The sequence below is a fragment of the Acinetobacter bereziniae LMG 1003 = CIP 70.12 genome (assembly GCF_000368925.1).
GTDB lineage: Bacteria > Pseudomonadota > Gammaproteobacteria > Pseudomonadales > Moraxellaceae > Acinetobacter > Acinetobacter bereziniae.
This window is the reverse complement of the sequence record NZ_KB849755.1, coordinates 51,168-69,241: the sequence shown is the minus strand read 5'-3', so window position 1 is coordinate 69,241 and position 18,074 is coordinate 51,168. Positions and strand designations below refer to the sequence as shown.

Below are 18,074 nucleotides of genomic sequence, written 5' to 3'. Positions count from 1 at the left end.
GAGGGTAAATTTGCATAATCATCATTATGTTGTATACAAAATAAAATACTGATATAAAAGCATGAAAATTAAAAGCTATAGGCAAAATTCTAACTATGTATTTAATTCATATTTGGACAATTAATCCAGTTAAAGACGGTCAACAGTCTCTATCCGCCTATCAGATTCCAAAAAATTTTGCAGATATTTTAGTTTCAATTTCTGATGAAGAAACACTCCCACTTATTTCTGAACTTTCTTATGTAGACTACGATTTATTTAGTGACAGACAGCTAAATCAATTAATCAATGAGTTTAAGAGGCTAATCGAAATTTATCCAGTTTCCATAAATGAAATTTCAAAAATAATAAAATTTTTAGAAAAAGCTGTTGAGTGCAATGAAAAAATTCTCTTTGATCCCTTTAGGGAATCAACGTTAGGCTTAGATATTTTTTTTAAATCTACTTAAATTAGCATATGACAATTAGGATTATTGATACTCTTGCCAAATACAATGAGTGTAGCGCTTTAAATGTTGCGAAGAATAAAGCCCTCTCAGTGAGGGTTTTCTTTAATTAAAACATTAAAAATAATTGAAGGTTAAGGATTACATATTTCAAAAACAGTTCTTAAAAGTTGCTTTATTAAGACATATGAAATTTTAATTATTAAAAAACAATTGGTAATTTTTAATAAATTATCAAAAAATTCATTATGAATTATATTGGTCAGTATAATTGATGGAAATAAATAATATTAAAAAGTAGAATTTACTAATGAGGTTTTTATTGCGTGTAAAAAATAATATTAGATTTTAGGGGGTAAAAAACATATAATTTTCAATGTGTAAGTTTAAAAACAATCCAATTCTATAAGTAAAATTAAAATAACTATAAAAGAAAACTTGATTATTGTTATTTTTCATATATAATTTACTTAACTAGAAAAAGTTATGTTTGGTAAATCTTCTCTAAGTACCGCAGTATTAGTCATAATCCTTCGTTTTTTTCAGATTTTAAGCTCCATTCTTTATTATTTCGATGTTACCGATAGTCAATAAAATGACTAAAATTTTAAAATAAATAGGATTTATTATGTCTAATTCAAATATCATGAAAGGTACTGTTAAGTGGTTTAACGAAACTAAAGGTTTCGGTTTTATTCAACCAGAATCTGGTCCAGATGTTTTCGCTCATTTTAGTGAAATCTCTAGCTCAGGTTTCAAAACGCTATCTGAAGGTCAATCTGTTGAATTCAGTATTGCACAAGGTCAAAAAGGCCCAACTGCTGTAAATATTGTTGCTCTATAAGTAGTTAAAAGCAGTACTAAATAAAAGCACTATTTAGTGCTTTTTATTTTCTCTTAAAAATTATTATTAGTAATTTTAAGATTGTCGATAATTTTAAATTTAGGATGTAAATTGTTAAAAATAAATGATTTAATTGCAAAATCTAAAAATGGTACAGAAATTCTTGTGTCTTTAATTCCTTTAAATAAAATACAAAGCACACGTGAAGGTTTTAAAATGGTTGAAGTTGGCAAAAGAGTTCTTCTTTCCTCTGGAATTGAAGTTGATTTAAATTTAGATGGACGTACCTTCTACACCTCTATAAATCAATTATTTAAATTAAATCATAGAGTTGTTTAAATAAAACACGATTATTTTTTGAATACTTAGGCAGATCAATTATTTCTACCATAATTTTATTAGGATATCGCTATGCATAAACAAAATATAAGTGTTAAAGATCAGTTTGGAATTAAATATCTCATTCAAGCAACGGTAGATAATTATTTTGCTAATACTCAATGTTTTTCTAATGTAAAATATATTACAGTTGAAGGTGAAGACATACGACCTAGCTTTGAAATGTTTTTTCAAAGTACATTAAGTGGTAAAATTTTTAAGATTGTTAAAATTTCTTAAAGATTATTAAATCTTTTCAGATGAATTTTTTTAAGTCATTATAGATATTTTCTTTAAGAAATAATCTAATATTAAGTCTGGTAACAGGCTTTTTTAATGGGGTGTTCATATGAGTACAAAAACTTTGAGTTTAAAGCTTTGAAGGGTATAAAGATTAGGTAATTAAATAAGGCTTTGTTCTTAGTAATAGTTTTGGAATTTAAAATATTAAAAAAACAAAACAAGCGAAAGGAAAAATTTCTGAAATTCTAAACTCTAAGCCATTGAAATTTATCACTAATAATAAATTAATATAATTAAGCTGTATTAAATATTTAAAAGGTGTATATTGTATTTTGAATCTATAAGGCAGTATCTTTTGAATATATATCAATTAGTTCTACAGGATGCGGAATTTAAATTACATAAAATTGTTAAGAAAAAAGATATAATCTTCAATTCTTTTACAAAGGAGAAAAATGAATTTTCGGTTTGGATCTACTCAGAAACATCTGAGTTTTTTTTCATTGAGTTGTGGGATGAGCTTGAAACGGTCTCAATCAATCAAAAAATAAAATTTAAAGAATTTGTGTTTACAGTGATAAGTATCAACGATAATGATAAAATTTATTATTCTTAGATACAGCATAGAGGTGGTTCCACTTGTTTGAACAACTAAAAGCGTATTTATAAGTGATATTCCGCTCTAGTTAAGCCACCTTGTTTTGTTGGGGTAGCTGATCATAGTAAAACTCATTTGGTGTCATTTTGTCTAGACTCGAATGAGGTCGTTTCAGATTATAAAACTCAAAATATGCACTCAATTGCTTTTTCGCATCTGTGACACTGCTATAAGCTTTGAGATACACCTCTTCATATTTAACGCTCCGCCATAATCGTTCAACCATCACATTATCTACCCATCGACCTTTACCATCCATACTGATTTGAATGCCATTTGATTTCAATACATCAATAAATGCATCACTGGTGAACTGACTGCCTTGGTCTGTATTCAATATTTCAGGTGATCCATATTTTTCAATCGCTTCATTTAAAGCCGAAATACAAAAATCCACCTCCATACTAATCGATACCCTATGCGCAAGTACCTTGCGGCTATGCCAATCAATCACAGCACATAAATAAACAAAGCCTTTTGCCATAGGGATATACGTTATATCAGTAGACCACACTTGATTACTGCGCTGAATAGCCAATCCTTTGAGCAGATATGGATATTTACGGTGAGCTTGATTAGCCTGGCTTAAATTTGGTTTGCAATATAACGCCTGAATACCCATTTTCTTCATTAAAGTACGTGTATGACGTCGTCCTATATGATGTCCTTGACGATTCAACAAATCACGCATCATACGACTGCCTGCAAAAGGATATTGCATATGTAATTCATCAATACATCGCATCAGCTTCAGATCTGATGAGCTAACAGGTTTTGGGCGATAATAATAACAACCACGAGAGACTTTCAGTAACTTAGCTTGTTTAGATACTGAAATCTGAAGTGAGTGATCGATTAACTTTTGTGGTTGAAGCGGCCCAGTTTCTTCAACACACCTTCTAAAAAATCAATTTCTAATGCCTGCTCACCGATTTTTGCATGTAACTTTTTAAGATCAATGGGAGGTTCTGATGGAGCTTTTGATTGATCGAAAGCTTGTGAGGAAGCTGAGATCAATTGATTTTTCCAGTCAATAATTTGGTTTTGATGAACATCAAACTCAGAACTCAATTCAGCAAGTGTTTTTTCTGCTTTGATCGCAGCAAGTGCTACCTTAGCTTTAAAATCATTTGAATGATTTCTTCTTGGTCTACGTGCCATAAAATACTCCATATATTGATGTTTATAACATCATTTGAGGAGCAGAGTATCACTTATAGGAGTTGTTCAAATTTCCGGATCCATCTCTTTTAAATGTTTTAATGATAATTAAATTATTACTCAATTTTTGAGTAATTTATATCTAATTGTTAGTAATTAATACTTTAAGTACATGTTTTATTGTGATTTGTGTTTGATTGATGAAGAATGATGTTTAAATTTGTTGTATTGTAATTTTATATTATTTATGAAATTTTTAGATAATTGTCGTCAATCAATGGATATAAGGGTTTTAATAATTTTTAATTTTTCATAGAACTATTGTTTTAAACAAACCTATCTAAAGAATATAACAAATATTAATATTTATAATAAATATTTACTCTACGATTGTCTTCGTTGAATGATTAGTTGGATTTAAAAACTTTAACAAAATAGAGGATTAAATATGTCAAATTCTAATATTAATAATGAAGTTGTTCAGAATATGACTAAAGAGCAACGTAAGCAATTAAATGCCGATCCTATTTCTGGTGAACCAGGTGCACACCCGGTTGGTACTGGTGTAGGAGCAACAGGTGGTGCGGTTAGTGGAGCTGCTATTGGAGCTGTTGGTGGACCAGTAGGTGCTGCAGTCGGTGGAGTAGTAGGCGCAGTTGTTGGAGGATTAGCTGGAAAAAGCATTTCTGAAGCTGTAAATCCAACAGATGAAGACGTTTATTGGCGCGAAACCTATAACACTCGACCTTACTACAAAGATACTATTAACTTATATGATGATGTTGACTACGATCGTGATTATCGTGATGCATATCAATTAGGGTACATCTCTAGAAGCAATTACCCTTATGAAACAAAGTTTGAAGAAGTCGAAGCAGATTTAAAACTTCAATGGGAAAAAACCAAAAGAGAGTCTCGTTTGAAATGGGAAGAAGCAAAACATGCGGTTAAAGATGCTTGGGATAGAGTAACTCGATAACCATGAACAAAAATAGCCCTATAAGGGCTATTTTTGCTAATAAATTTAAATAAATTTTTTAATGCTACTTAACTTTAATTAATCCGTTTTTTGTAAAATAGTTTTTTGAAAGCATATCTCGACTCATAGACCATTTTCTATCTTTAAAATAGCATGGACCAACTGAAATTTTGGTTTTGCCAAACTTTGTTTGTATTTCTTCATAAGCTTTCATTAAGCTTTCATTCGTAATTCTAGTTTGATGATCTGAAAGAAGGTCGGGGATATGATTTGATTTCAGAATTAACTCTGAATAAAAAACACCACATTTCTTATACTTGATGCCAGGCTTATAAATTTTCTCTAATAACAAGTAAGCGACTTCAACCAGATCTAAAACACAATCAGTAGGTTCTGAAAATTTGTATGTTTGAGCTTTGCTGTAATACGGCACAGAAGCATCAAAAGGATTAGATTGAACAAAAGCTGTGATCACACCACATAATAATTTTTCCTTTCTCAATCGACCTACGGCATCTTGAACATATTTCGACATTGCTTCTTTCAAGTCCTGCAGCTCTGTGATTTTGACGCCAAATGATCTGCTTGCAACAATCTGTTGTTTAGGCTTGGGTTGATCATCAATTTGCATACAAGAGATACCTTGAAGCTCTAAAACTGTTCTCTGCATGCATACTGTGAACATCTTACCCATGATTGGTGGGTTCGCATTAGATAAATCCAGTACCGTTTTAATCCCCATTTCATTAAGTTTTTTATTCTGCTTTCTCCCTACACCCCATACTTCACTAACCTCAACAAGCGACCAAAAGTAATCTCGATGTTTCGGGTCCATGGTTGCTAGATCGCACACTCCGTTAAATCTTTTCCCTTTCTTTGCCATATTATTGGCGATTTTTGCTTCTGTCTTTGATCTTCCTATACCAATTGAAACAGGCAAACCGATCCACTCCTGAATACGTTCTCGCATACCTTGGCAGTATTCCACCAAATCATAGTTATGTTTAAAGCTTGTAAGATCTAGAAAGCATTCATCTATGCTATAAATTTCTTGTTCGTGTGGAGCCACATAACTTGCAAGTATCGAATGAAATCGGCGTGACATTTCCGCATATATTGCATAGTTGCTCGAAAGTACTTGAACATGATTTTTCTGTACAACATCTTTAATCTGGAATAAAGGAACCCCCATCTTAATTCCCATTTGCTTGGCTTCATTGCTTCGGGCAACTGCACACCCATCGTTATTAGATAAAACTATGACTGGGACATTGTTTAACTTTGGATTAAAGAAACGTTCACACGAGACATAGCAATTATTGATATCAATAAGTGCAAATATCTTTTCTTCATGTTTCATTTGAAGTTCTTAATAACTTTGGTGACAACACCCCAAATTACCAATTCTTGTTCTGATCGAGGAAGTATTGGCTGATACTCAATGTTTTCAGGTTTGAGCCAAACGGCTGGTAAATCTTTAAAATCATATTGCTTCTGAAAAATATCAAACAATTCATGATGTGACATTTGTTGTGTAATCATCAATCTTTTCACGGTGAAATCATTGTCGATGAATGCAACGACAATATCATAATGTTGAGAGCGAATGCTTCTATCAACAATTAAGTAATCGTTAACTTCAATTCCCACATCTTTCATTGAAAGAGACTCAACCTGGACAATAAAAGTTGCATCTTTGTTTGAGATCAATAGATCATTCATATCGACAGTTTTATCAATATAATCTTCGGCTGGGGAGGGAAAACCGGCAGCAATTTTGTTTAAAACTAAGGGGATTGAAGCATTAGTTATTGCTTGAAATGATGAGATTTTTGATATGTCAGGAATATGCTGAGATTTTAAAGAATGCTCTCTAATATCAATGATTTTAGAACCTTTCAAGTGGTCTAGATTTACATTCTTTAGACTCATAAGTCTTTCTTTTGATGAGCTGACATCTAGGTTAATGTTCATAAATTACACCACTTGAATATGTTACATAATCAAGATTTTAAAATGTAATAAATGAAATTTCAAATTTAAATGCTGTGGATAATCAATACTAAATTAGAAGAGGTCATTTTGTTTGACTGATTCAGATGAATGGTCACGTGAAAATGTTACATATTCGTCTGTAAGCTCAAAGAAATATTCGTGAGCATGTTCATTGTCGGCATTGAGCCAGTCTTTGCGATATTTTTCTGGGATGACAATGATTGAACGCTTCTCATCTGTCGGAGCGTGAAATTGCTTCATGAATTGGTGATGATCTGCATTGATCGTAAGCATCGAAAACGATCTGACTTTTGAGTCTTTAATTACAGCATCATCATAAATAGCAGCAACTGTAAAAGGCTGATTATCTTCACGCTTTATTGTGTACCAGTGTGCTTTGCCATCTATGTACTTAGGTTCATAAAATTCTTGGACGGGTACCAAGCAAAATTTACTGTACTTCCATGCGTGTCTGAAACTCGGTTTTTCAGCGACAGTTTCAGTTCTTGCATTATAAGTATAAGAACTGAATTTAAAATCTTTAGCCCAAGCGGGCAAAAGCCCAAACTTACCGAAATCCAAATCAAAATCTTTCATGATAATTGGTGCATGATACCCTGGGTAAATATGCGGTTTTAATTCCAAATCTAACGGACCAACCTCGACATCAAGTCGGGTGAGGGCACTTCGTTTAGGAATTTCATAGTTAGAGCACATTTTTTATTCTCGATATGAAAAAACGGAATGTTATGTATAAATACAATATCCCTTATATCTATAGAATTCACTGTGGATTTGTTTAATTTGCAAAATATTACTTTGACCAAACTTGATATCAAGTTTTACTAAACTTTTTTAATTTAATAAACTTTTGTTTTTATGTGTTTTTTTTAATTAATCTAAAGGGCGAATTATCACAAAAATAAAAGTATTGGTCTACGGCTATTTTTCCAATATAAGGTATTTTTTGTAAAAGTGGATGAAATGTGGATTTTATATTTCCAACCATAACTGAACTGCAACACACACTATATTTGTAAGGCGGTAAGATTAAATTAATGATCATGTAGGTTAATAAGTTAAGGATATTTAAGTTGGTTTTAGTTTTTCTGGCTAGTGGATGAATTAATGAACGCACCAAATAAACACCGAAATTATGCAAGTAATTGATTTTTAAAAGGAGTATCTATACAATGATTTTAGTGACTGGTGGTTTAGGCTTTATAGGCTCGCATGTGGTTTTAAGTTTGCTAGCTCAAAGGCAAGAGGTCGTCATTGTTGATAATCTAGCCAATGCAAATCTGCAGTGTTTAGAGCGTTTAGAATTTATTACAGGAATGTATATCCCATTTGTCAAAATTGATATTCGTAATACTCCTGCACTAAATAAAGTATTTGAACAATATTCAATAGATACCGTTGTACATTGTGCAGGGTTCAAATCCATTGAAGAATCTAATCTGAAACCTCTTGAATATTATAATGACAATGTCAGTTGTATTATGAGTTTATTGCGAGCAATGCAACGCACAGGGGTCAGAAGTCTGGTTCATCTTTCTAGCCTTATGGTTTATGCACAATCGAGTTTAGATTTAAACGAAGAAATTGCTTTTAATTATTCTTATCCGAATCCTTATATTAAATCTCAACAGATGATTGAAGAAATCATCAAGGACACCTTTAGAACGGATCAGGAATGGAAAATTGCAACGCTTAGGGTATCCAACGTGGTTGGTGCTTTTGAACATGGTGTATTGGGGGAGTTTGTCACTCCGCTACCGAAAAATATTGTTCCATTAGCATTGCAGGTCGCTGCACAACAGCGAGATTTGATTGAAGTTCACCGTCACGCCAATACCCAAGATAAAACCACTGAGCGTAGTTTTGTACATGTACTTGATGTTTGTGATGCGATCCAGTCCAGTATCTATTGGCTACAAGAGCAGAACAATGTCTGTGAAAGTTTTGATATTTCAGGGACTGTAAGTTCGATTCAAGATTTAATCAATACGATCGAGGATGTAACTGCACAGCAAATTCATCAAATTGATGCGGTTTACCAAATACATGAACTTGATCAAGTGGCTTCGAATAGCCATAAAGCGTTAGATGTTTTAAAGTGGGAGGCAAAACGCTCACTTAAACAAATGATTCAAGATGAATGGCGTTTTTACCAAAATACCTTGAATAATTGTTGATATGTAGAAAATGCATAATTGTAAATAATTATCATTTACATTGGTTGCCTATTTGTTTAGCATAAGATTTCGCTGGGGTAATGGCTTGTATTCATTGCATAAAGATGATCACATTATAAGCTGTCACTTGAAAATTAAATTCGGACGATTGAGAGGTTGAAAATGCAGACACGTATTGAGCACGACACAATGGGTGAAGTTGAAGTTCCTAGTGAGGCGATGTGGGGAGCACAAACTCAACGCAGTGTAGAAAACTTTAAGATCGGCACCGAACATATGCCTCGTCCTATGATTAAAGCAATGGGATTTGTTAAAAAAGCCGCAGCGATTACCAATGCGAGCCTCAATCAAATTCCGCAAGAATTATCCCAATATATCGTAGAAGCAGCTGACGAAGTGATTGCTGGAAATTGGGATAGTCAATTTCCTTTAGTAGTTTGGCAAACGGGTTCTGGTACACAAAGCAATATGAACTGTAATGAGGTGATTGCCAATATTGCCAATCAAAAACTTGGTAATCCTTTAGGTTCACAAAAACCTGTTCATCCTAATGATCATGTCAATCGTGCCCAATCTACCAATGATTCATTTCCAACAGCGATCCATGTGGCTGCTGCATTACAAATCAATGAATTACTCATTCCAGCAGTCAAACGTTTACGTGACACATTGCATCGTAAATCTGAAGAATTTAATGACATTGTCAAGATTGGTCGTACACACTTACAAGATGCTACACCACTGACGCTTGGGCAGGAGTTCAGTGGTTATGTGTCGCAACTGGATCATGGACTAAAGCGCTTACAGCAAGCTTTGATTTGGCTATATGAGTTGCCGTTAGGTGGTACAGCCGTAGGAACAGGTTTAAATGCTCATCCTGACTATGCCGAAAAAGCTGCTGAAGAATTAGCTAAATTAACTGGTCTTCCATTTATTACCAACCCTAATAAGTTTGAAGCACTTGCAGGGCGTGATGCAGCTGTATTCGCGTCAGGCGCATTAAAAACTTTAGCTGCGAGTCTTAATAAAATTGCCAATGATATCCGCTGGTTGGCGAGTGGTCCTCGTTGTGGTTTAGGTGAGCTGCGTATTCCTGAAAATGAACCAGGCTCAAGTATCATGCCAGGCAAAGTGAATCCTACGCAGTGTGAAGCAATGACGATGGTGGTTGCACAAGTGATGGGGAATGATACAACGATCAATTTTGCAGGTGCGGCAGGTAATTTTGAGTTAAATGTGTATATGCCTGTTATTGCATATAATCTTGTTCAATCTGTGCAGTTGCTTGGTGATGCTTGTAATAGTTTTGATGAGCATTGTGCAGCAGGCATTGAACCAAATCGTGAAAAAATTGATTATTTTTTACATAACTCGTTGATGCTGGTGACTGCACTGAATCCTGTCATTGGTTATGAAAATGCAGCAAAAGTAGCGAAAACTGCTTATAAAGAAGATAAAACCTTAAAAGAAGTCGCTGTAGAGCTAGGCTTTGTCACTCCAGAACAATTTGACGAAGTGGTTCAACCTGAAAAAATGGTACATCCAAACGTTAAGTAGCTAAAAAATTTAAAAAAGGGCTAAAAATTTTTAGCCCTTTTTTATACAATAAATATCAATGTTGAATAGCGCATGACTATGTTGAGTTGGTTGTTTAGAAATTTAAAAACAATGCTTATCCGCTTAACCTCGCCATGTAGAGAGCATATAGACAATAATTGCGATTAAAAATAATGCAACTATAAATAAAATATATTTCGGAATACGACGCTTTTCTTGTGCTTTCTCAATTCTTTCTTCAGTTGGAGAATGATTGTTATCGATTGACATATTCATTAACCTCAAATTAATTAAGTGCTTATTTTTTATCATGAAGCATTATTCTATTTGTTGTGTGAAAAAATGTAGTTGAAGCGTGAGGCACGTAAGTATATGAAACTTTACGTAGCAAGTTAAATTTAAAGAAAATTTTGAGAAATCCTACGCCGTAAATCTATAGAGCTTGTAAAAGTCCTTAAATATTTTATACTTATAATTTATATGATAATGAGATGTATTCTTAATTATGTTTGATAAAATGTTTAAAGGAAAAAGTTTCGATAATTTTTTAAGATTAAGCTTTTTTATGTTTATGGTTTTAACTTTTTTATCTCTAGGTCAAAGTATTTATGACAGGGTAACGGGTGAAGCAGAACAAATTGTTTTAAAACCTGCTTTAACCTTTATGTTTTTTGCTTTTTTTGCCAAATATCAATATGCCTTCCAATATTGGTCAAAGCGTCTTGAACGAATTAATGAAGAGGAAAGACAGCGGCAACTTTGAATAGATCAAGAGAAAACAATTTAAGTTCAGTCTGAAAAACCACCTCTATGATTAAAAATCATGTGGTGGTTCTGTCACAAAAGAGGCTTATGCAACAAACTCGTTGACATGATATTCAGGTTCACAAGCCAAAATAGATATAAATTTTTCTGTTGTTTCGTCAGTGAGTAAGTAAGGATTGAACGCTTCTAAATGATACTGCATAAAAAATTCTGAAATCTTTTTATTGATTGGGGAAAATTTCATCGTCCATTGTGAAAATAAGCATGTCTGATTTTCTGCATAATATAAGATTTCACAATTGATATGCCGTTCATCTTTGACAATTCGATTATAAAATAAATCATCAATGATGTTTTTATTTCCCTCTAAACATTGGACGAAATATCCATGTCCATAATAGAGCACACCAGTAACTCCATTACGATAATTAAAATCAATTGCTTCGTCTAAGATATTGATTAAATTTTGCTTTAAACCTGAATCTACTCTAGCAATTTTACTAACATATAAAAGTCGAACAGACTCCATCTTTGATTCTCTTTTTAAGGAGGGAGCTTTGATTGTTACATAAAACACGCTTAATCATATATTTTTATGTAAATATCAAGGAATTTTCAGATGAAATTAATGTTAATTTTCTTGTAAATGGAAAAAATAGACCTGCTTCCTGCAGGTCAGTATCCACTTTCTTTATTGTCGTGTTGACCACTCTCTTCAATGGTCAGGGATACTATACAGATGTTCTTTAATAAAAAAAACGCAGTAAATTAGTTGGAATAGTGGGCTAAGACTGAGCCAAAATTCATGATGGCGGTTTGATATAAATAGATTCATCATGTCTTTAGCATGTGTTATAAATATTCTATAGATGAACTCTATATGAATAGAATAATGGTTTAAACAACGCCTTAAATAATGAGAACAAACAATGCGTTATTTATTTTTCTTACTCAGCCTATCAATAAGTGCTGAATTAAATGCTCAAAGCCCATTAGACCAACCTTTTTTACAAAGTGGGGCAGTTGATGAGCAATTTAATATCCTTGATCTCAATGTTTACAACATGTTGGTTAAAGCAATTAATCACAATTTTAAGAATATTGCCACGGATCAATCAGAACGTGACTTTGTTGTTTCTCGAATTATGCTGATTAGCGATGGATTGTGGATTGAATCTGATATGAAAGATATTAAGTCTACAGAAGATTTAACAAAAAAATTTGATGATCAAAAATATCAGCGTTTGATTAAGCAAAATATGTGTAAAAAAGATGACTTACTTGAGTCAGAAGTTTTTAAAAAAACGACACGTGGCAATTTTATTTATCAACTCAACAATGCCGATGGTGATTTTTTAAAAAGATTTACAATAAATTATAGGGAGTGTTTGTAAGATTATGATATTTAATGTTAGTAATTTGATCACAGCGATTCATTTAGCGATTTAGCATCCATGATATTTTATGATTTAAGCATTAGTTTGATATATTAAAACGATCAAATCAAAAACTGCTTGGTTTAATTTGTACTGATGATGAATGGACTGAATACTCAATTGGTTAATTCAGCATTTTTTCATCATAGATCTAATCACATTGTTCATTCTCATTTAGTGATTCTCATTTAATGACTGATTTATCATTACTGTCATAATCAGACTGATACGCTTGAATCATTTCCATGTTTTCTACAGTCCAATCATATAAGGCACTAAAAGGCGCTTTCAGCGATTGACCAAGCGGTGTCAAAGCATACTCCACGCCAAGAATTTTTCCATCTATGACTGTACGTGTCACCATGCCATTTCGCTCAAGCTTACGAAGTGTTTGTGTCAAAACACGTTGGGTAATACCATCCAAACGTCGCTTAATCGCATTAAATCGATGCGGTTCGTCTAAAACCATTAAAATCAACATAGACCATTTATCTGCGATTTGATCAAGAATGGTACGGCTAGGACAATCGGCACGATAGATCGGACTTGGTTCAGTGCTCATCGGTATACTCCAGCATACTTAGGATGTTTAAGGTGCGTAATTGACACCTAGTATACATTGGATACCATGCTTATTCATGCTAAAAAACAAGGTCTATTATGAATACATCAAATTATTCTACACTCCAAATTGAGTATGCACAGGGCGTTGCAACGGTGAGCATCAACCATCCTCCAGTCAATGTGTTAGATGTTGCTTTGATGAGTGAGATTCAGCAATTTTTAATACAGGTACGTGATGATCCATTGAGTCGTGCCATTGTATTCCAAAGTGCTGATCCTGATTTTTTCATTGCCCATGTAGACATGACATTGATTGATGAGCCAAATGCTTTTGATGAGATTGCAAAAGATACTCCTGATGGTTTAAATCCTTTTCAAGCTTTGGGAGAAATGATTCGAAGACAACCTCAAGTAACCATCGCTAAGCTCGAAGGTCTTGCCCGTGGAGGTGGTGCTGAATTCGTGGCTGCAATGGATATGTCATTTGCTGCTATTGGACGTGCAGGACTCGCCCAATGTGAAGCATTAATGGGGATTATTCCTGGAGGTGGCGCAACACAGTATTTGTCACGATGTATGACGCGTGGACGTGTGCTAGAAGTGATCCTCGGTGCAGAACTCGTAGATGCTGAGTTGGCAGAACGATATGGTTGGGTGAATCGTGCATTGCCTGCAAATGAACTGGATGCTTTTGTGAATCGTCTTGCCAAGAATATTGCTGCTTTACCAGAAGGTGTGATTGCTGCGACGAAAAAAGCAGTTTCGACCGTGAATCTGAGCGAAGGATTACTACGTGAACACGAGGCATGGGCAGATCTATTTGCACTTCCCAATGCTGAAAAATTAATTCGTGGAGGTTTAAAGGCGGGCGCTCAGACCAAGATAGGTGAAAAGAATTTAGAGCAATTACTCCGAGATTTATCTTAATCCTGTACTGAGTTTTAATTTGAAAAAATCCTTACTGTGTTGAGTCGAATTTCAAGCATAGACTTCGCATAAAAAATATCTAAATATGGCTTGAATAGTCTGTTGGTCATGGTTTTAGCTTGTTGAGCTAACAGACACGAAATGCAAAAAAGTTCAATCGGATGGATTAAAAAATCATCTTACTCAATGGTTTTTTAATCATCCAAAATGCCTAAAAGAGTTTTTAACACTTAAATTAGAATCGAATATACTGTTATAATTGTGAGATTGCATTTTTTGCTGTTCTTTACTTATTTGTATTTTTATATTTTATGAATAAATCATTTGAAACAGTGTCTTAACTAAGGATTTTTTAATGTTGTCTATTTATTTAACAGATGTCCAGAAACATGTTCAGTTTAAAGATTATCCTGGTGAACATCCTGTTAAATTTATTCTAAATTTCAAAAAGATTTTTCCTAGTGTGATGGAAATTTTACTTCCTGTACTCCCAGAAGATGAAGATCTAGAAAAAATGACATGGGAGTCGACCAGTGAAGACTTTGAAACCTTTAAAAAACTATTGACAGGTTGGGGCGTGATCGAACTAAGATTACAGGCAATCAGTCAATATAAAACCAAGGATTTTGCTGATCAACTGCTTAAACAAGCACAAGCCAAGCGTAAAGAATTTGCCAAACAACAGCAGCAATTGTCTACGGTTGAGCTAGATTATTTATTTATGCATGAAACACATGCCTTGATTGATGCTGAGTTGATTGATCTTGGTGAAAAATTTTATTTGCCGACATTACGTGAGCTTTGGAAAAATACAGTATCAGCAAAGGTATTAAATGCACATTTTTAATTAAATCTCGAAAGTACATCATCGTTCACAAGGACAGTCATTACTGTTCTTGTTGAACTTATAACGGTGTCATTTTAGGGGCTGATTATATTAAGTGGCTATAATGAATAGATAATAAAAAAAAGAATAAAGATTGAACTGAGTAGACCCATTAAATTTAAGACTTTCATTTATAACTCATTGATTTTTTAAAGCGGTATAAAAACTTACAACTTTTGATTACAGAAGATTATAAGGACACTATTTAAAAATAAGATACTTATGTGTAATAAAGATGAAAAATTGTATAAATAGCAAACATGTTGTTCTGATAAAAATCAAATGAATCCATTAAGAAAACATTGGTCTGTGATCGAAGAGTACTTAATGTTGATGATTTGTTTTGATTCAAAGTTTATATCGAAATCAGATATTCATAAGTCACTTATTTATGTTGTAATACTTCAGATTTTATCAATTCATTGAAATTAATGATTTTTTAAAATATCTTCACAATATTTTTAGTGCTATCGGATTTTCCCGAGGATATATCCAAGGATTTTAATTCATGTCGAATGTTTTTTTAGATTTAATTCATAAACGCCGTACTATTTATGCGATTGGACGTCATGTCAATCATTCTCCAGAATATCTTTCTGATCTCATTCAACAAGCAATCAAACAAAGCCCATCGTCTTTTAACTCGCAATCTTCTCGAGCGGTGATTTTGTTTAATGCTGAACATGAAAAATTTTGGAATTTTGTCAAAGCCCAACTCAAAACTTATGCTAAAGATGAAGCAAGTGCATTAAAAACCGAAGCAAAAATGGATAGTTTTATTGCAGGGTTTGGAACAGTATTATTCTTTGAAGACCAAGATGTCGTGAAAGATTTGCAAGCGCAATTTCCTTCTTATGCCGATAACTTTCCAGTATGGGCAGAACATTCTACCGCGATTGCACAGTTTGCAACATGGGCAGCTTTAAATAGCGATGGCTTAGGTGCTTCTTTACAACATTATAATCCTATTGTAGATGAACAAGTTCATGCTGAATGGGATATTCCTAAAAATTGGAAACTTCGTGCGCAGTTGGTGTTTGGTTCAATTGAAGCTGACGCATCAGAAAAAACATATATGGATGATGCTGTGCGTTTTAAAGTGTTTAAATAACTTAAATACCTATTAAAAAAGCACCTTAGCTATGCAGTTAAGGTGCTTTCATTAAACCGTTTTGAATTTAAAACCAGTCATTTTGCATCATTGAACATGTCTCATCGAAGCTGATTAGAAGTTTGGCTTGATGTTCAATTTCAGGAAGTTCCCACATTATAAAATAACGTGCTGCTTGAATTTTTCCAGCTAAAAAATCTATATCCTCTTGATGCGTTGATTCTTTAAACGCTTTTACTGCTTTATTGACCATCTCAAGCCATAACCAAGCAACCAGTAACTTTCCAAACATATCGAGATAGAGTGCTGAGTTGGCAAGGGCTTGTTTGATTTTGCCTTGTCTAAGTGCAGCGCCGAGTATATTGGTGGTTTTTTCAATCGTGGCTAAATGCTTACAGAATATCGTAGCAATTTCGCGGGCAGCATCATCACTGACTTCATCAAGCGTTTGATGAATACGTTGCAACAGTATTTTTAAGCCTTGTTGATCATGTTGCCATAGTTTACGCCCCAATAAGTCCAAGGACTGAATGCCATAGGTACCTTCATGAATCGGATTGAGGCGATTATCACGGTAGCATTGTTCGACAGGATAGTCTTTTGTATATCCAGCACCGCCAAGCACTTGTATTGCTAAATCATTGGCTTTGGGACCATAGGCGGAGGGGAATGACTTCACGACTGGTGTAATCAAGTCTAAAAGAATCGCGCTGTCTGTATTGTCCGCTGCCTGATGTTCATCAATCAAACGTGCAGCAAATAAGCATAAGGCCAATCCACCTTCTACATAAGACTTTTGTGCCAATAACATTCGTTTTACATCACTGTGCTCAATAATATTGACAGGTTTGCTGGATGGGTCCTTTTCATCAGCCAATCGACCTTGTGGTCGATTTTTTGCGTAGTTTAAAGATTCTAAATAGCCACGATAACCAATCATTGCTGCACCCAGACCTACACCAACGCGTGCTTCATTCATCATTTTGAACATGTATTTTAAGCCATCACCAGCTTGTCCAATCAGATAACCTTGGCATTGATCATTTTCACCAAAGCTAAGCACAGTCGAAGTTGTCCCTCTATAGCCCATTTTATGTAATAAACCACTCAAATGGACATCATTCGATTCTGCTACAGAACCATCTAAATACGTTTTAAACTTTGGCACAATAAACAGTGAAATTCCTTTAACGCCTTGCGGCGCACCGTGAATTCTTGCTAAAACCAAATGAACAATATTTTCAGTAATATCTTGATCACCACCAGAAATAAACATTTTCTGACCTTTGATCAGATAGTTACCATCTGCTTGCGGAATCGCTTTGGTGGTCAAATCACCCAATGAAGAACCGACATTTGGTTCCGTGAGTGCCATTGTTCCAGCAAATCGACCATCAAACATTGCGGGTAAAAAGGTTTGTTTGTGTTGAGGTGCAGCAAACGCTTGAATCAGGTTCGCTGCTGCAGCAGTGAGAAATGGATATGCTGCTGTAGAAGGATTGGCGGACATAAAAAATGCATGACATGCCATATGTATTAAAGTGGGAAGTTGCATCCCACCATGCTCATAATCATGCTGCGCAGACAATAAACCTGAAGCAGCATATTGTTGCCATGCAATTTTAACTTCAGGAATTGTTTTGACATTCGCGCCATCAAAAATAGGCTCATTTTGATCGGCTTTGGCATTATGCGGGACAAAATAGTCTGTTGCGATACCTTGTGCGGTATTTAATATGCTGTCAAATGTGGTTTTATCATGTTCTTTGTAGCGGTTTAATTCAGTTAACTGTTCAGCTTCGAAAACTTGATAGAGCAAAAAGTTGAGATCTTTAGCATGAATCAATGTAGACATAAAAATTCCTTTTTAAATACTTTTATTTTGAAACGAGCTTAATCAAAAAATATCAATATAAGACTTGTCAA

General features: G+C 34.0%; 20 protein-coding genes. 12 read left to right on the top strand and 8 right to left on the bottom strand.

Annotated elements, in window-relative coordinates; translation table 11 throughout:
* Window positions 1-104 precede the first annotated feature (104 nt).
* From F938_RS02075 to F938_RS02060, 4 genes are all read left to right on the top strand, one after another.
* Window positions 105-449, top strand: coding sequence for a hypothetical protein (locus tag F938_RS02075; protein WP_094195030.1), 345 nt, complete (start codon window positions 105-107; stop codon window positions 447-449).
* Between the two features lie 625 nt (window positions 450-1,074).
* Entirely contained in the window at window positions 1,075-1,290 is a 216-nt protein-coding gene (locus F938_RS02070) for a cold-shock protein (protein ID WP_005028951.1), read from the top strand.
* Between the two features lie 111 nt (window positions 1,291-1,401).
* Entirely contained in the window at window positions 1,402-1,629 is a 228-nt protein-coding gene (locus F938_RS02065; RefSeq protein WP_005028949.1) for a hypothetical protein, read from the top strand.
* A gap of 72 nt (window positions 1,630-1,701) precedes the next feature.
* Entirely contained in the window at window positions 1,702-1,908 is a 207-nt protein-coding gene (locus tag F938_RS02060) for a hypothetical protein (RefSeq protein ID WP_005028947.1), read from the top strand.
* 689 nt (window positions 1,909-2,597) lie between these two features.
* Here F938_RS02060 and F938_RS23625 read toward each other — a convergent pair.
* Window positions 2,598-3,742, bottom strand: a protein-coding gene (locus tag F938_RS23625; protein ID WP_099046175.1) for an IS3-like element ISAba14 family transposase whose coding sequence is annotated in 2 segments (ribosomal slippage) — window positions 2,598-3,478 and window positions 3,478-3,742 — 1,146 coding nt in all. Because the reading frame shifts where the segments join, the coding sequence is not laid out codon by codon here.
* 436 nt (window positions 3,743-4,178) lie between these two features.
* Here F938_RS23625 and F938_RS02040 point away from each other — a divergent pair.
* On the top strand, window positions 4,179-4,709 hold the full coding sequence (locus tag F938_RS02040) for a hypothetical protein (protein WP_005028942.1): 531 nt from the start codon (window positions 4,179-4,181) through the stop codon (window positions 4,707-4,709).
* Between the two features lie 64 nt (window positions 4,710-4,773).
* Here the strand turns inward: F938_RS02040 and F938_RS02035 are convergent, their stop codons facing one another.
* The 3 genes from F938_RS02035 to F938_RS02025 form a co-directional block, all read right to left on the bottom strand.
* Window positions 4,774-6,069: a Y-family DNA polymerase gene (locus tag F938_RS02035; RefSeq protein WP_005028941.1), complete on the bottom strand. Its 1,296-nt coding sequence runs from the start codon at window positions 6,067-6,069 to the stop codon at window positions 4,774-4,776.
* The gene (locus F938_RS02030; protein ID WP_005028940.1) at window positions 6,066-6,683 is read right to left on the bottom strand and encodes a LexA family protein; all 618 of its coding nucleotides are present in this window, start codon (window positions 6,681-6,683) and stop codon (window positions 6,066-6,068) included. Before F938_RS02030 ends, F938_RS02035 begins: the two co-directional genes overlap by 4 nt.
* A gap of 93 nt (window positions 6,684-6,776) precedes the next feature.
* Complete coding sequence (locus F938_RS02025; RefSeq protein WP_005028939.1) at window positions 6,777-7,421, bottom strand: SOS response-associated peptidase; 645 nt, start codon at window positions 7,419-7,421, stop codon at window positions 6,777-6,779.
* A gap of 476 nt (window positions 7,422-7,897) precedes the next feature.
* On the opposite strand from F938_RS02025, the gene F938_RS02020 reads away from it, so the two are divergent.
* Complete coding sequence (locus F938_RS02020; RefSeq protein WP_005028938.1) at window positions 7,898-8,902, top strand: NAD-dependent epimerase/dehydratase family protein; 1,005 nt, start codon at window positions 7,898-7,900, stop codon at window positions 8,900-8,902.
* Between the two features lie 162 nt (window positions 8,903-9,064).
* Complete coding sequence (gene fumC, locus F938_RS02015; RefSeq protein WP_005028937.1) at window positions 9,065-10,459, top strand: class II fumarate hydratase; 1,395 nt, start codon at window positions 9,065-9,067, stop codon at window positions 10,457-10,459.
* Window positions 10,460-10,582: 123 nt separating this feature from the next.
* On the opposite strand, the gene F938_RS24420 is transcribed toward fumC, so the two are convergent.
* Window positions 10,583-10,729, bottom strand: coding sequence for a hypothetical protein (locus F938_RS24420; protein ID WP_004830864.1), 147 nt, complete (start codon window positions 10,727-10,729; stop codon window positions 10,583-10,585).
* A 235-nt stretch (window positions 10,730-10,964) separates the two neighbouring features.
* Here F938_RS24420 and F938_RS02010 point away from each other — a divergent pair, with 235 nt between their 5' ends.
* On the top strand, window positions 10,965-11,222 hold the full coding sequence (locus tag F938_RS02010; protein ID WP_005028935.1) for a hypothetical protein: 258 nt from the start codon (window positions 10,965-10,967) through the stop codon (window positions 11,220-11,222).
* Between the two features lie 87 nt (window positions 11,223-11,309).
* On the opposite strand, the gene F938_RS02005 is transcribed toward F938_RS02010, so the two are convergent.
* Window positions 11,310-11,753 (bottom strand): BLUF domain-containing protein, encoded by a 444-nt coding sequence (locus F938_RS02005; RefSeq protein ID WP_004830862.1) that lies wholly within the window; start codon window positions 11,751-11,753, stop codon window positions 11,310-11,312.
* Window positions 11,754-12,153: 400 nt separating this feature from the next.
* Between F938_RS02005 and F938_RS02000 the strand changes: the two genes are divergently transcribed.
* Window positions 12,154-12,618, top strand: coding sequence for a hypothetical protein (locus F938_RS02000; RefSeq protein WP_005028931.1), 465 nt, complete (start codon window positions 12,154-12,156; stop codon window positions 12,616-12,618).
* A gap of 226 nt (window positions 12,619-12,844) precedes the next feature.
* On the opposite strand, the gene F938_RS01995 is transcribed toward F938_RS02000, so the two are convergent.
* Window positions 12,845-13,222: a winged helix-turn-helix transcriptional regulator gene (locus F938_RS01995; protein WP_005028929.1), complete on the bottom strand. Its 378-nt coding sequence runs from the start codon at window positions 13,220-13,222 to the stop codon at window positions 12,845-12,847.
* A gap of 98 nt (window positions 13,223-13,320) precedes the next feature.
* Between F938_RS01995 and F938_RS01990 the strand changes: the two genes are divergently transcribed.
* The 3 genes from F938_RS01990 (at window position 13,321) to F938_RS01980 (ending at window position 16,148) form a co-directional block, all read left to right on the top strand.
* A complete protein-coding gene (locus tag F938_RS01990) occupies window positions 13,321-14,151 on the top strand; it encodes an enoyl-CoA hydratase/isomerase family protein (RefSeq protein ID WP_005028926.1) in 831 nt (276 codons plus the stop codon).
* Window positions 14,152-14,506: 355 nt separating this feature from the next.
* Window positions 14,507-14,998: a hypothetical protein gene (locus tag F938_RS01985; RefSeq protein ID WP_005028923.1), complete on the top strand. Its 492-nt coding sequence runs from the start codon at window positions 14,507-14,509 to the stop codon at window positions 14,996-14,998.
* 547 nt (window positions 14,999-15,545) lie between these two features.
* Window positions 15,546-16,148, top strand: coding sequence for a nitroreductase family protein (locus F938_RS01980; RefSeq protein WP_005028921.1), 603 nt, complete (start codon window positions 15,546-15,548; stop codon window positions 16,146-16,148).
* Between the two features lie 67 nt (window positions 16,149-16,215).
* Here the strand turns inward: F938_RS01980 and F938_RS01975 are convergent, their stop codons facing one another.
* The gene (locus F938_RS01975) at window positions 16,216-18,003 is read right to left on the bottom strand and encodes an acyl-CoA dehydrogenase (RefSeq protein WP_005028919.1); all 1,788 of its coding nucleotides are present in this window, start codon (window positions 18,001-18,003) and stop codon (window positions 16,216-16,218) included.
* Window positions 18,004-18,074 lie beyond the last annotated feature (71 nt).